The 14395-nt window shown below is 65.6% G+C and carries 11 protein-coding genes and 1 riboswitch; of the genes, 9 read left to right on the top strand and 2 right to left on the bottom strand.

Annotated elements, in window-relative coordinates; translation table 11 throughout:
- Positions 1 to 31: 31 nt before the first annotated feature.
- Positions 32 to 781, top strand: coding sequence for a precorrin-6A synthase (deacetylating) (cobF, locus tag ABIB66_RS03345; protein WP_354206539.1), 750 nt, complete (start codon positions 32 to 34; stop codon positions 779 to 781).
- 15 nt (positions 782 to 796) lie between these two features.
- On the top strand, positions 797 to 1849 hold the full coding sequence (cobT, locus tag ABIB66_RS03350) for a nicotinate-nucleotide--dimethylbenzimidazole phosphoribosyltransferase (RefSeq protein ID WP_354206537.1): 1053 nt from the start codon (positions 797 to 799) through the stop codon (positions 1847 to 1849).
- On the opposite strand, the gene ABIB66_RS03355 is transcribed toward cobT, so the two are convergent.
- Positions 1850 to 2422 carry a histidine phosphatase family protein gene (locus tag ABIB66_RS03355; protein ID WP_354206535.1) on the bottom strand — a complete coding sequence of 191 codons (573 nt, stop codon included), beginning with the start codon at positions 2420 to 2422 and terminating at the stop codon, positions 1850 to 1852.
- A 72-nt stretch (positions 2423 to 2494) separates the two neighbouring features.
- Positions 2495 to 2695: riboswitch (cobalamin riboswitch) on the top strand.
- Between the two features lie 116 nt (positions 2696 to 2811).
- On the opposite strand from ABIB66_RS03355, the gene ABIB66_RS03360 reads away from it, so the two are divergent.
- The 7 genes from ABIB66_RS03360 (at position 2812) to ABIB66_RS03390 (ending at position 13733) form a co-directional block, all read left to right on the top strand.
- The gene (locus ABIB66_RS03360; RefSeq protein WP_354254120.1) at positions 2812 to 5169 is read left to right on the top strand and encodes a TonB-dependent receptor; all 2358 of its coding nucleotides are present in this window, start codon (positions 2812 to 2814) and stop codon (positions 5167 to 5169) included.
- Positions 5170 to 5180: 11 nt separating this feature from the next.
- Positions 5181 to 6614, top strand: coding sequence for a PepSY domain-containing protein (locus ABIB66_RS03365; RefSeq protein ID WP_354206532.1), 1434 nt, complete (start codon positions 5181 to 5183; stop codon positions 6612 to 6614).
- 489 nt (positions 6615 to 7103) lie between these two features.
- Positions 7104 to 9113: a hydantoinase/oxoprolinase family protein gene (locus ABIB66_RS03370; RefSeq protein WP_354254122.1), complete on the top strand. Its 2010-nt coding sequence runs from the start codon at positions 7104 to 7106 to the stop codon at positions 9111 to 9113.
- Positions 9110 to 10690 (top strand): hydantoinase B/oxoprolinase family protein, encoded by a 1581-nt coding sequence (locus ABIB66_RS03375; protein ID WP_354254124.1) that lies wholly within the window; start codon positions 9110 to 9112, stop codon positions 10688 to 10690. The genes ABIB66_RS03370 and ABIB66_RS03375 overlap by 4 nt, the downstream gene beginning before the upstream one ends.
- Before the next feature lie 10 nt (positions 10691 to 10700).
- Positions 10701 to 11996, top strand: a complete 1296-nt coding sequence (locus ABIB66_RS03380) for a class-III pyridoxal-phosphate-dependent aminotransferase (RefSeq protein ID WP_354206528.1) — start codon at positions 10701 to 10703, stop codon at positions 11994 to 11996.
- Positions 11997 to 12126: 130 nt separating this feature from the next.
- Positions 12127 to 13059, top strand: coding sequence for an N-carbamoyl-D-amino-acid hydrolase (locus tag ABIB66_RS03385; protein WP_354254126.1), 933 nt, complete (start codon positions 12127 to 12129; stop codon positions 13057 to 13059).
- A 5-nt stretch (positions 13060 to 13064) separates the two neighbouring features.
- Entirely contained in the window at positions 13065 to 13733 is a 669-nt protein-coding gene (locus tag ABIB66_RS03390; protein WP_354207329.1) for a flavin reductase family protein, read from the top strand.
- Here ABIB66_RS03390 and ABIB66_RS03395 read toward each other — a convergent pair.
- The gene (locus ABIB66_RS03395; protein ID WP_354206524.1) at positions 13730 to 14392 is read right to left on the bottom strand and encodes an aspartate/glutamate racemase family protein; all 663 of its coding nucleotides are present in this window, start codon (positions 14390 to 14392) and stop codon (positions 13730 to 13732) included. The two genes, ABIB66_RS03390 and ABIB66_RS03395, sit on opposite strands and share 4 nt — an antisense overlap.
- Positions 14393 to 14395 lie beyond the last annotated feature (3 nt).

Consider the following 14395-nt stretch of genomic DNA (forward strand, 5'->3'; position numbering starts at 1 on the left):
GCGGCCGTCATGGCCGCCCTTCGCGGGCACGATGCTCACGCTCTCCCTGATAGGCATCGGTTGCGGCGATCCCGAGCGGCTCACGCGCGCCGCGATCACTGCCATCAACGCGGCCGATCTCGTCCTGATCCCGCGCAAGGGGACGGCCAAGTCCGACCTCGCCGATCTCAGGCGGACGATCTGCGCGGATGTGCTCACCAACGATAAGACGCGCGTTGCCGAGTTCGATCTGCCCGTGCGCGACGCCGCTGAAGCGGACTACCGCAAGGGCGTGGACGATTGGCACGATGCCGTGGCTGCGGCTTGGTCGCAGACGATCGCAGATCATCTCAAAGGCGAGGGCAAGGTCGCGCTGCTGATCTGGGGCGATCCCTCGCTTTATGATTCCTCGCTGCGCATCGCGCGGCGGCTCAATCCCTCGCCGAAAATCGAGGTTGTTCCCGGCATCACCTCGATCCAGGCGCTGTGCGCGGCGCATGCGATTCCGCTCAACGACATCGGCGAGCCGTTTCTGGTTACAACCGGACGCCGCTTGCGCGATGGCGGCTGGCCGGCAGGTGTCGATACCGTGGTGGTGATGCTCGACGGCGGCACGGCATTCCAGTCGCTCGATCCGGCGGGCCTGCACATCTGGTGGGGCGCCTATCTCGGCATGGCCGATCAGATTATCATGTCCGGCGCGCTGGCCGAGATCGGCCCGCGTATCGTCGCGGTGCGGCAAGAGGCGCGCGAACGGCACGGCTGGATCATGGACAATTACATCCTCAAGCGCAGGCCGTGAGGCAAGCGAGGCAGCATGCTCCCCGAATGGGTCACCCAACAATGCCCGGATATCTCCGCAGTCCACCGCGAGGCGGCGGTGGCGCGGCAGGCGCAACTGACGAAACCGACCGGCGCGCTCGGCCGGCTTGAGCAGCTCGCGATCGAGCTTGCGGGCCTGCAAGCAACCGAGCAACCGCGCGCGGCGCGGGTGCCGATCATCATCTTCGCCGGCGATCACGGCATCGTCGCGCAGGGCGTCTCGGCCTATCCGCAAGAAGTGACCATCGCGATGCTGGCGAACTTCGCCTCCGGCGGAGCCGCGATCTCGGTGCTCGCGCGTGAGCTGGGGTCCAACCTGGAGGTTGTCGACGCCGGCACGCTGGCGCAGCAGGAGATGGCCGGAATCGTGACCGACAAGCCGCGCAGCGGCACGCGCGATTTCAGCGTCGAAGCTGCGCTCACCTCCACAGAGCTGGCATTTGCGCTCGAAGCCGGCCGACGTGCGGTGGCGCGCGCGCAGGCCGGACAGCCCGATCTTCTGATCTTCGGCGAGATGGGCATCGGCAACACCACGACATCGGCGGCGATCGCGGCCGGCTTGCTGGGCGTGAGCGCCGGGGAGATCGCGGGCAGCGGCACCGGGATCGACGCGGCCGGCCGTACGCATAAGGCGCGGGTGATCGACACTGCGATCGCACGCCGTGGCGTTGCGGGCGCTTCGCCCGAAAAGATCCTGTGCGCCGTCGGCGGTCTCGAGATCGCGGCCATCTGCGGTGCCCTTATCGCCGCTGCACAGCGCCGCATCCCCGTGTTGATCGACGGCTTTATCGTGTCGGTCGCGGCGTTGGCGGCGGCGCGGCTCAACCCCTCGTGCCAGCCTTTCTTGCTGGCCTCGCATCAATCCGCCGAGCAGGGACATCGGCTGGTGCTGCGCGCGCTGAATGTGCAACCGCTGATCAGCCTCGATCTCAGGCTCGGCGAAGGATCGGGCGCGGCCATCGCGCTGCCGCTGGTGCGGTCGGCTTGCGCGCTCCACAACGGCATGGCGACCTTTGCGCAGGCCAATGTGCCGGATCGTCCGGCCTGATTAAATCATCGGCTGATTGACCGAGACGACGCGCCAGCCGGTCGCGAGCCGGTCGATCCGGGTCAGCGACAGCGGATCGATCACAAAGCGGAGCGCCGCTTGTGGCGTCAGATCCAGCGCGATGCAAAGCGCCGCGCGGATCGTGCCGGAATGCACGACGAGCGTTGCGGCGCCGGCGCCGATCTTTGACAGACCTAACCGGACGCGCGCGACCTGTTCCTCGAAGCTTTCGCCGCCCGGCGGCCGTCCGCGCGCCGCATCGCTCCAGAACCGTGCATAGGCCTCGCCACCGGTCGCGGCGAGTTCGTCATGCCGACGGCCGGTCCAGTCACCAAAATCTTGCTCGCGGAATCCGTCCAGCTGCAGCGGCTCGAGCCCCAGCGCGCGGGCCGTTTCAACCGTGCGCCGCGACGGGCTCGCATAGCTCGTGGCGTCCCGCGGCAGGCGGTGTCGCAGAGCCTCGAGCTGCGCTCGAGCGCCGAGATCGGCCGGCGCGTCGGCTGCGTGGATCGTCCCTGGGACGCCATCGACGGGCGCGTGCCGTATCAGCCAGAGGAAGGTCTCGCCTTCCATGCTTATCTCCAAGGAAACTGGTCGTTGTGGCAATAACGCCGCAACTGGCACATTGACTCTGTCTGGATCGTAATCCTAGATGCTCGCGACGGTTTCCCCGAGAGGGGATGAAAAGGGAATGCGGTGCGGGGACGTTGTCCCCAATGCCGTGGCTGCCCCCGCAACTGTAGCGGCGAATCTTGCGTCACGTGCCACTGGGTATCTCGGTCCCGGGAAGGCGATGCAAGGTACTGACCCGCGAGCCAGGAGACCTGCCGTCAGCCGTGGTCACACGCGAAGATGTCGGTCGGGGAGTACAGACATTCGGCTTCATCGGAAGGCTGGAAGCCGGAAGATGGGACCTTGGTTCGCTGTGACGTGCCACTGACGTCACTCCGAGGTCCAAGACGGTGTCTCCTGTTCGCATTGTACGACCGCGTGCATTCCTGCTCGCATCCGCGGCGCTCACATCCTTTGTCATCCTTGATGCTCCCGCCGCACTGGCCCAGCAGGCCCCGGAACCTCTGCCGCCGGTCGAGGTAACGCCCGCCCAATCCCGCAAGCAGGCCAAGCCCGCCGCGCGGGAGGCGCAGGGCCCACGTCGCGCAGCAGCGCGCCGGCCGGTGACTGCATCCGCAGTGCCCAAGCCTGTCGTGCCGATCGCAGCGGCGCAAACGCCGCTCAACACCAACGTAGTCGCCGAAAGCGCCTCGCGCCTCGGCCTGACCGTGCGCGAAACGCCCGCGACCGTGGAGGTGATCTCGGCCGCAACCATGCGTGAGCAGGGCTATCGCACCGTGTCCGACGTCGCGCAGGGAGCGGTGGGCGTCACATCCGGCGACAATCCGGCCGAGCCCTCGGCGTTCTCCATGCGCGGCTTCACCAACAGCCAGATCAACACGCTCTACAACGGCATCAAGATCGGTCCGCAGAACATGACCTCGCGGATCACCGACACGGCCAATCTGGAGGCCGTCGAATTCCTGAAAGGCCCGGCGTCGCTGATCTCGGGCGAGGGCGCCGCCGGCGGTGCGATCAACTTCGTCACCAAGCAGCCGCACACCGGTCCGATCCGGAACGAGGCGGATTTCTCCTGGGATTCGCTGAACTCGTTCCGGGCGCATTACGGCTCGGGCGGCAGCACCAATGTGCAGGGGCTGGACTACCGCTTCGACGTCAGCCGTTCCTCGCTCAACGGCTTTGCCGACGACACCAACACCAAGACGCTCGACGTGTCGGGCCAGCTCAACTACCGCTTCTCCGACAGCCTCAAGGTCTGGGGTGCGATCGAGTATCGGGAAGATCGCTCGAAAGCCTATTGGGGTGCGCCGCTGGTGCCGATCGCGTTCAGCGGCTCGCATGCGACGATGGGGATCGTGTCCGGCAATTACGTCTCGAACTACAATAAAACCAATCTCGGCCCGGTCACGATCGATGATCGCACCTTCAACACCAACTACAACGTCCTCGACAATCGCAACGTCGCACAGGAGGTCTGGCTGCGCGGCGGCTTCGAGCTGAAGCTCGCGCCCGACCTGACGCTGAAGAGCCAGGCCTATGGTTATGGCGCAGAGCGCACGTGGTTCAATAATGAGGTCGAGGCGTTCAATTCCGGTACCAACATGGTTGACCGTGAGCGCTTCTATGTTGCGCACGGCCAACGCCTGGTCGGCAACATCACCGACCTGATCTGGGATACGAATATCGCCGGCTTTGACAACCGCTTGGTCACGACGTTGTCCTCGAGCTACCTTGATTTCGTGAGGCCGGGCGCCGCAAATTTTCCCGGCGATTCCGTTCCGCTGGTCGATCCGCCTCGCGGCTATTGCGGCCTGCTCACCATTCAGCAGCAGACCGCGCGGATCGACAACGAGGCGCTGTCATTCGAGGACCGGCTGAAGCTCACGCGCAGCTTCGCGCTGGTTGGCGGCCTGCGCGTCGAGCATATCGGGCTCGACCGCAATTCGACCGACAAGTTCGGTCTGGAGAAGGCGAACTTCCCGTTCTCGCAATCCTGGGTCCCGACAACGGGGCGCATCGGTTACACATGGGAAGCCGTTCCGGGCCTGACCTTCTTCAGCCAATATGCGACCGGCGCCGACATCGCAGCCAACAACATCTTCCTGCTCAATCCGACCGATCCGCTCAACCTGACCACCGCGCGCACCTACGAAACCGGCGTCAAGCACCTGTTCTGGGACAACCGGGCGGAGTGGTCGTTCTCGGCCTATGACATCCTGCGCAAGAACGTCTATGCCGCGGCCGGCGGCATGCAGCTCAACCTTGCCGGACGGCAGGAGTCGAAGGGCGTCGAGCTTGCCGCGTCCGTGCGTCCGATCGAGCCTCTGCGCCTCTGGGGCAACATCGCCTATGTCGATGCGCGCTACGCCGACTACGATTTTGTCGGCGGCTCGTTTTCCGGCAACACGCCGCCGAACGTGCCGCGCGTCGTCGCCAATGCCGGCGCGTCCTACCGGTTCTTCACGCCCTGGACGGTCGAGCTCGGCATCACCGGTCGCCATGTCGGCGACCGCTACAACACCGATGCCAACACCGTGACGCTGAAGGCCTACACCGTCGCGGACGTCTATGCTTTCGTCGACGTCCCCAAGGCCGTATTCAATGCGGTCGACCAGGCCCGCCTGACCTTCCGGGTGCGCAACATCACCGACAAGCGCTACGCGATCTGGGGCGATCCGTTCTATCCTGACCAGATCCTGCTGGGCACGCCGCGCACCTATGAGATCTCGGCTGCGTTCAAATGGTAGGACGCTGATCAATGATGCGCGCGCTCGTCCTGCTGCATCGATGGCTCGGGATCGCGTTCTGCCTGCTGTTCGCGATGTGGTTCGCGACGGGAATCGTGATGCACTTCGTTCCGTTCCCATCTCTGACGGAAACGGAACGTTTTGCCGGGCTCGTGCCGCTGGCTAGCGCTGAGACGAGGATTGCGGTCGCCGATGCCGTGGCCGCAAGCGGCATCGCGGATGCGACGCGCGTTCGCCTGATCCAGCGCAGCGACGGACCGGTCTATATCGTCGCGGGGCCGTCGCGCGCGGGTGCAGTCCGCGCCTCCGATGGGGCCGACGCGTCGGTCAAATCATTCGACGTCGTGCTGGCCATCGCGCGAGATCACGCCCGCAGCCGTGGGCTCGATGCTGCGCGGGCCACGATCGTTGCGCGCTCGGACTATGACCAATGGAGCGTGCCGAACGGCTTTGACCGCCATCGTCCCTTGTTTCGGGTTGCCCTCGGCGACGCCGCCGGAACGGAGGTCTATGTCTCCTCGCTCACCGGCGAGATCGTCCTGGATACGACGCGCAGCGAGCGGACCTGGAATCTCGTCGGGAGCGTGCTGCACTGGATCTATCCAACGGTGCTGCGAAGCAACTGGCCACTGTGGGATCGCGTGGTCTGGACCTTGTCGCTGCTGGCCCTGATCGCAGCATTGCTGGGCGCCGTGCTCGGGCTTGCGCGGATCAAACCTCGAGGTGGCCAGATCGGCTCGCCCTATCGTGGCTGGCATGCGCTGCATCATCTCATCGGCCTCGCGGCGATGGTCTTCGTGCTGACCTGGATTTTCAGCGGCTGGCTCTCCATGGATCACGGGCGACTATTCTCGCGTGGGCAATTGACCTCGGCCGAATCCAGCGTGATGAACGCCGCACCGAACTGGACGGCTGCCCCATCGATCGATCGGCAGCCTGGAGCGCCGTCGGCCCGTGAGACCGAATGGTTTGCATTCAACGGCACTCTCTATCGGCGGGATCGGACGGGCCTTGCCGCTCAGACCTTGATCAAGGCAGGGGATGCGCCCCGCGATCGACCAACGGGATCTCTGGATGTGCACGAGGTCGAGAGGCTGACAACGCGCCTCGCAGCCGGCTGCGCAGTACCGTCCGTGCTTGCCGACAACGACAACTATCCCGCGCAGTCCACCGTCCCGGGTGCCCCGGTCTACCGCTCCTGCTGCGGCGACCTCTGGTTCGACATCGACGGCGCGGACGGCAATTTGCTGCAAAGGCTGGATTCGTCGCGGCGGGTCTATCGCTGGTTCTACGGCGCACTGCACACGCTGGATTTTCCGGTCCTGGTCGCGCATCCGTTGCTGCGTGACGGCTTGGTCGTCGGGCTCTGCGCCCTCGGCTTTCTGTTCTCCATCACGGGCATTGTCATCGGCTGGCGCCGCCTGCGTCCCTCGTTTGCAGCCTGAGGCCTGGAGTGAGGTCGCGATGCGTTGAGCGGGCAAAACCACCGCTTACTGATCGTCCAATAAAGAGAGGCTGAGCCGACTGGCATGCATAGCTCATGAGCACGCGCAGGGCCCTTAGCGCCGGTCTATCGCCTGCAAATTAGACAGTCCGTGCGCGGCGCGTGGATTGCACTGCAGCGGATGTGGCGTTTCGTCCGCGAAAATGCGTGGTGCGCCGCACTTTTCTCGCGTGGAACGATCCACACCGGCGTGCACTCCCTGCGGGCAGCGCTGCACTAAAATGTGCCTCCGCGCGTCCTGCCCGTCGCGGGCTGGTCCAATGCGTTGCGACAACTCTGGCCCTATCCCGAGCCCATCGCTCTGTCGCACGCTCGCAAGCGGTGGCATGACAGGGGATGATGATGAGCGCTCTCGGTTTGCGATTGAACCTGGCGATGGACGGGAAGGACCCGGCGTCCGGTTCGAACGTCGTTCGCAGCTGACCTACACATGAGCACTGACGAAAATCACTGGGAGGTCGGCACCGATATCGGCGGCACCTTCACCGACATCATCGCAATCCGGCACTCCCCCGCGGAGGCGCGGATCGCGAAAGTGCCGTCGCGACCTCAGGCTCCGGTTCAGGCGATGCTGGAGGCCATTGAGGCGGTCGGCCTGCGCAAGAGCGAGGTCAAGCGCTTCGTCCACGGCACCACGCGTGTGACCAACGCCATCGTCGAGGGACGGCTGCCGAAAGTGGCGCTGGTGGCGACCGAAGGCTTTGCCGACGTGCTGGAGATCGCGCGCTATCGCCGCCGCGATCTTTATCGTCTCGATGTCCCGCCGAAATCGCCGCCGCTGGTGCCGCCGGAACGATGTTTTGGCCTTGCCGAGCGCCTCGACCACGAGGGAACGGTGCTGAAGGCGCTGGATGAAGCGGAGATCGAGCGCCTGGTCGCCTGGCTGAAAGCAACCGGCGTTCAGAGCGTCGCGGTCGCACTGCTTCACGCCTATGCCAATCCCGTCCACGAGAAGATGCTCGGCGAGCGCCTCAAGGGCGTCGTTGCCCACGTTTCGCTGTCGCACGAGGTCAATCCCGAGGCGCGTGAATATGAGCGGACTTCGGCGACCGTGTTCAACGCCGCCGCCATGCCGATCGCGGTGGAATATCTGAGCGAGCTGGAGCAGCGGCTGCCGATCGGCCCCGGCCTGCAGGTGTTTCATTCGGCCGGTGCCATGGTCCCGATCTCGGCCGTGAAGCGGCGGCCGCTGGTGATGGCCATGTCGGGCCCCGCGGCCGGCGTCTCCGCATCGGTCAGCATCGCGCGTCAGCTCGGCACGTCGCGTATGCTGACGTTCGACATGGGCGGGACAACGACCGACGTCTGCCTGATCGTCGATGGCCAGGCCGAGATGACAGACGGCCGCATGCTCGGCGACCAGCCGCTGCGCCAGCCGATGCTTGCGGTTCACTCGATCGGCGCGGGCGGCGGCTCGATCGTGCGCAATGGTCCCGGTGGCCTGACCGTCGGGCCGGAAAGCGCCGGCTCCGAGCCGGGACCGGCCTGCTACGGCCGCGGAGGTACCGAGCCGACCATCACCGACGCCAACGCCGTGCTCGGCTATCTCAATCCCGAAACCAGGCTTGGCGACCGGATCGGAATCGACATCAGGGCAGCTAATGACGTCATCGCGCCGATCGCGCGCGCGTTGGGGCTGAGCCTGACCGAAACCGCGCTCGGCATCATCAAGGTCGCGAATGCGACAATGGCGCGTGCGCTCCGCCGCGTCACAGTCGAGCGCGGCATCGACGGACGCGACTGCACGCTTCTCGCTTTCGGCGGTGGTGGCCCGATGCACGCCGCGGGTCTTGCCGATCTCTACGGGATCGCCGAGGTCGTCGTTCCCAGCGCATCGAGTGCGTTTTCGGCGCTGGGTTGTCTCACTGCCGACTTCAGCTTCCTCCAGCAGCAAACCCTACGCGCTGCGCTTGACGGCATCGATCTCGCCCGCGTGTCCGAGCGGATCGGGGTGCTGATCGACGATGCGTCGGCGCCGCTCATCGCCACCGGCGTTGCCGCGACCGAGATTCAGATCGAGCTGGTGGCCTTGATGCGCTACGCGGCGCAGAACGACGCTATTCCGGTGCCGTTCGCGCGACCGCTCGATGTTATCAGGCTGAAGAAGGATTTTCTGGCCCGGCACCATGAGCTGTTCGGCTATGCGACGAGCGAGAGCTGCGTCATCGAATCCGTGCGGGTGCAGGCACGCCGTCCCTCGAGCACCGTCGTGAGCCGGCCGGCCACCGCGGTCAGGACGGTATCCACCGGCGAGCGCAGCTGCTCGTTCGACGGCTTTCACGACGTCGCGACAAGCATCATCGATCGCGCCTCGCTGACCGAAATCGTCAGCAGCCCGGCCATCATTGAAGACGCATGTTCGACCGTGGTGGTCCCGCCCGGCTGGCAGGCGCGGCCGGATGTTTCAGGCAATTTGTTCCTGACTCGGGGGGCCGCATGAAGCTCGATCCGTTCGTCGTCGAGGTCATCAGGCACGGGCTCTCGGCCGCGGCCGAGGAGATGAGCCTGGTGATGACGCGCTCGGCGCGCTCGCCGCTGCTGCGTGAAGCCGGCGACCTGTCGTCGGCGATCACGGACGGCCGCGGCGATCTGGTCGGGCAGGGTCGGGACATCCCGATCCATCTCGGCGCGATGGCCTATACGGTTCTCGAATTGCTGAAGGTGGTGCCGCGCGACAGCCTGAACGACGGCGACGCACTGATCTACAATGTCGGCCCGCTCGGCGGCAATCATCTCAACGACGTCAAGGTCGTGCGCCCCGTCTTCGTCGACGGCGAGATCGTGGCGTTCGCAGTCAGCCTCGCGCACTGGCCCGATATCGGCGGCACCTGGCCCGGCAGCTATTTTGCCAAGGCGATCGATACCTTCCAGGAGGCGATGCGCATTCCACCGGTGCTGATCGCCACCGCAGCCGGCATCAACACGCCGATCGTGCAGCTGCTCAAGGCCAATGTTCGGGATTCCGAGTCTTGCGAGGGCGATCTTCTCGCCCAGATCGCCGCAACGAAAGCCGGTGAGAAGCGCATCGTCGAGCTCTGCCGCGAGCACGGCAAGGCGGTCTTCACGGCGGCGCAGGCGCGCCTGCACGATCTCTCCGAAATCGAGATGCGCGAGGCGTTACGGCATCTGCCTGATGGCGTCTACGAGGGCGAGGATTATCTGGACGACGGCGGCGTCGACGACGCTCCCGCGCGCATTCATGTCAAGATCACCATTGCGGGCGACGAAGCAACCTTCGACCTTTCGGGAAGCTGCGACCGCGTCTCGAATTTCTGCAACACGACGCCATTCATGGCGCGCTCTGCGGTGGCCTATGCCGCGCGCATCATGAGCGGGCGCGACATGAACCAGAACGCGGGCGCGCTGCGGCCGCTGACCATCATCACGCGCCCAGGCTCCATCCTGGAGCCGGGGTGGAGTGCCTCGGTTGCGGCCGGCAATCACGAGACCTCGATGCGCATCGTCGATGCGATTTTCCGCGCCATGCAGGATACCATCCCCGAACGTCTGTCGGCCGGCGGGGCGACCACGGCGGGCGTCCTCTTCTTCGCCGAGCCGCGACAGAACGGTTCATGGAAGATGCTCTACGAGGTCCACGGTGGTGGCGAGGGCGCGCGACACGATCGGGCCGGCATCTCGGCGACGCGGGTGCATCTGTCCAACACTTCGAATACGCCGGTCGAGGTGATCGAGGCGAATTACGCGATCCAAATCGAGCAGCAGGCCATTCGCCGGCAGTCCGGCGGCGCCGGCGCGCATCGCGGTGGGGACGGAGTCGTGCGCACCTATCGCATCCTGGCGCCGTCGATGCATCTGACCACCTGCATCGAGCGCATGGTGATGGCGCCGTTCGGCATGCAGGGCGGCGAGCCCGGCAAGGCCTGCCGCATCTCGCTGATCCGGCAGGGCGCCAACGTCGCGATCGACGGCAAGTCGAACCTGGTGCTTCAGCAAGGCGATCTCGTCACGATCGAGACGTGCGGCGGCGGTGGCTACGGCGTAGAGGCTGCGCAATGAAGGGATTGCGATGAGCAGATTGTTGCGAACCGGGCTCAACGCGGGCGACAGTGCGCCCATGGCCGTGGTCGGCGGCGAGGGCGTCTATTTTCATCTGTCGGATGGTCGCAAGCTCATCGACGGCAGCAACACCGGCGGCGGCCTCGGACATCGTCATCCCGCGATGGTGGAGGCGATCCGCCGCGCCGCGGATACGCCCGTCGTGAACGAGGGGTGGACCTGGGTCGGCCGCGAGCAGGCTGCGGACGATTTAATGGCCATCGCGTTCAAGGGTGAGGAGGATTGGGTCGGTGCGGTGCGCTTCTGCATCAGCGGCAGCGAGGCCAACGATATGGCGCTGTCGCTTTGTCAGGCGCTGACGCAGCGGTCCGCGCTGGCAACGCGCGAGCGCGCCTATCACGGCATCACCGGCCTGTCGCGCAGCATGACGGTGCAGCCGCAATGGCATGGCGGCCTCGCGGTGCACTCGGGCGGCTCGAAGCTGCCGGCACCGATGGCGCCGGTGCGGATATTGCCGGCCCCGGATGGCGCGATCTACGGCGCGCCGGCCAACAACACCCCGCCCAGCGAATATCTGGCCGATGCCACGCGCCTGCTTTCGGACACGGCGGCGACGATCATCGACTACACGCAGGGCGGCATCTATTACGACGGCGCCTATCAGGACGAGGTGGCGCGGTGCGCGCGGCAGGCTGGCTCCTACTGGATCGCCGACGAAGTGGTGACTGGTGCGGGCCGCGCCGGGCGCTGGTTCGCGTTCCAGGGCGCCGAGAGCCGTCCTGACATCGTGACGCTGGGAAAATCGCTCGGTGGCGGCGCGGCGGCGGTAGCCGCGGTCGTCGTGTCGAAAGATATCGTCGAACGGCTCAAGGGCGCGAGCTGGCAGAACTACGGCACGCTGCGCGGCCATCCGATCAGCATGGCCGCCGTCAGCGCCTATCTGAAGGTTGTGAGCGAAGAGAAAATCTTGGAGCACGTGAAGAGCCTCGAAAAGCTGTTCGCCCGGCGCCTGCTCGCCATCGCGCAGAAACATCCAAGCGTGCAGCGCGTGGCGGGGCAGGGGCTGCACTGGACGGTGGAGCTGCACGGGCCGGACTGGCGCTCCTGGCATGCCGACACCACTGAGGTGCCGATCGCCTCGCGCGTCGCCGAGCGGGCGCTGGAGGCCGGTGCCGTGATCGGGACCAGCGGCGAGCAGACTTCGCTGTTCCTGGCGCCGCCGCTCGTGATCTCCGAGCATGAGGCCGGGCAGCTTCTTGATGCACTCGACCATGGCCTCGATCTTGCCGATGCGGAACAGAAATGAGCGTGCAACGCACACCATGCCGATCGGCAGACACGGGCTGGCAAGTCCGGGCGATGCTGCGTTATGCTGCCGCGCGCCGGCACATTGTTGAAACTGTAGCTTAGCTCAAGACATCACCAGGAAATCGCTGATGCGTATCGTCAATGTTGCCGCCGCCCAGATGGGTCCAATCCAGAAAGCCGACAGCCGCGAGGCCGTGGTCAAGCGCATGATTGCGCTGATGGATGAGGCCAAGAGCAAGGGCGCAGACCTGATCGTCTATCCGGAACTGGCGCTCACGACCTTCTTCCCGCGCTGGTACGTGGAGGACCGGGCCGAGTTCGACAATTGGTTCGAGCGCGAGATGCCCAATGCGGCGACCCGGCCGTTGTTCGAGCGCGCGGCGCAGCACCAGATGGCGATGAATTTCGGCTATGCGGAGCTGACGCCTGATGGTCATCATTTCAACACTGCTGTTCTCACCGACAAATCCGGCAAGATCGTCGGAAAATATCGCAAGATCCATCTGCCAGGCCATGTGGAATACGACACCAAGCGCTCGCACCAGCATCTGGAGAAGCGCTATTTCGAACCGGGCGATCTCGGTTTCAACGTCTGGCGCGAGCTGGGCGGGATCATCGGCATGGCCATCTGCAATGACCGCCGCTGGCCCGAGACCTATCGCGTAATGGGCTTGCAGGGCGTCGAGATGGTGCTGATCGGCTACAACACGCCGTCCGTGAATGCGGAGAGGAGCGATGAGGGGGTCGAGAAACGCCTGTTCCACAACCGCCTCTCGGCGCAGGCCGGCGCCTATCAGAACGCGACCTGGGTGGTCGCGGTGGCCAAGGCCGGTAACGAGGACGGACACCCGCTGTTCGGCGGCAGCCTGATCGTCGATCCCAACGGCGAGATCGTCGCAGAGGCCAGGACTGAAGAGGACGAGCTGCTGGTCCATCCTTGCGATCTCGATGCCACCACATTCGGCAAGACCACGATCTTTAATTTCGCGCAGCATCGCCGCATCGAGCATTACGGTCTGATCACGAGCCAGACCGGCGCGGTGCCGCCGCCGGAGAAGTGATGTCGATGGCGGACAAGGGCACATCAGGTATTCCCCTGCGCGAGCTCGATCCGCGCGACCGCTACAAGCTGCTCTGCGGCGTGGTGGTGCCGCGGCCGATTGCGCTGGTGACGACGCTGGATGCGAACGGGGCGGTCAACGCCGCGCCCTTCAGTTTCTTCAACGTGTTTTCGGAGAGCCCCGCGCTGATCGTGCTCGGTCTCCAGCACAAGCCGGATCACAGCCCGAAGGACACCACCCGCAACATCCATCGCGACGGCGAATTCGTCGTTCACATGGTGGACGAGGCGCTGTCGGGGGCGATGAACGACTGCGCGGTGGATTTTCCGTCCGGTGACAGCGAGGTCGCTGCGGCAGGGCTCGCGATCCTTCCCTCAATCGACGTGAAGGTGCCGCGCCTCGCCGCAGCACCCTTCGCGCTCGAATGCCGGCGCCATGTCGCGCTGACCTTCTCGCCCGATCGGGAACTGCTGGTCGGCGAGGTGCTCCGGATTCACGCCCGCGAGGGCCTCGTCAACGAGGCCAACATGTATGTCGACCTCGACGCCTACCGGCCGATCGGTCGCATGTTCGGCAATCTCTATACGACGCAGCGGGACACGTTCGCGCTTGTCCGCGAGAGCCACGCGCAATGGCTCGCGCGGCAGGACGCCAAAGAGCTGAAGGACGCCTAGTGATTCGAGAACTGCACCGTACCGAGCGCCATCGTGACGGCCGCCTGTGTCGGGTCGATCACGGCAATGCCGAGCGCGTCTTCGAGGGGACGGCGATGGCGCGCCATGCCGGCGCAGCCCATCACGATGGCGCGGGCGCCGTCCTCGTCGCGCAGCGCGCGGCCGATTTCGATCATCGTGGCCAGCGTGCCTTCGCCCGAGGCGGTTTCCGCGACGCTCATGTTGAGCGGCCGCTCGCCGGCAAGGCGGTCGGTCAGTCCCATCTGCCTGAGATAGCGCATGTGACGCGGGATCGAGCGCTGGGCGATCGCGATGACGCCAAACGTTTCCGCGCGGGCGAGCGCCGTCAGCACGCCGCACTCGGCGATGCCGAACACGGGGCGGTCGGTGCCTTCGCGGCAGACCTGAAGCCCGGGATCGCTGTAACAGGCGATGACAAAGGCAGCCGAGCTGTTGTCGCCCTCGACCAGCCGGCGCAGCGGCATGGCAACGCCATCGACATCGGCCTGGCTTTCAATGCCGAACGGCCCCTCGGCCAGCGTCTGGCAGACCAGTTCGGGGCCACCCTCGAAGCCGAGCGGCTTCAGCGCGTCCTCCAGCCCCTGCGTCACCGCAGGGTTGGAATTTGGATTGATGACGAGAATGCGCGGTCGGGACATGCT

Origin of the sequence: Bradyrhizobium sp. F1.13.3, assembly GCF_040548265.1 — a bacterium.
GTDB lineage: Bacteria > Pseudomonadota > Alphaproteobacteria > Rhizobiales > Xanthobacteraceae > Bradyrhizobium.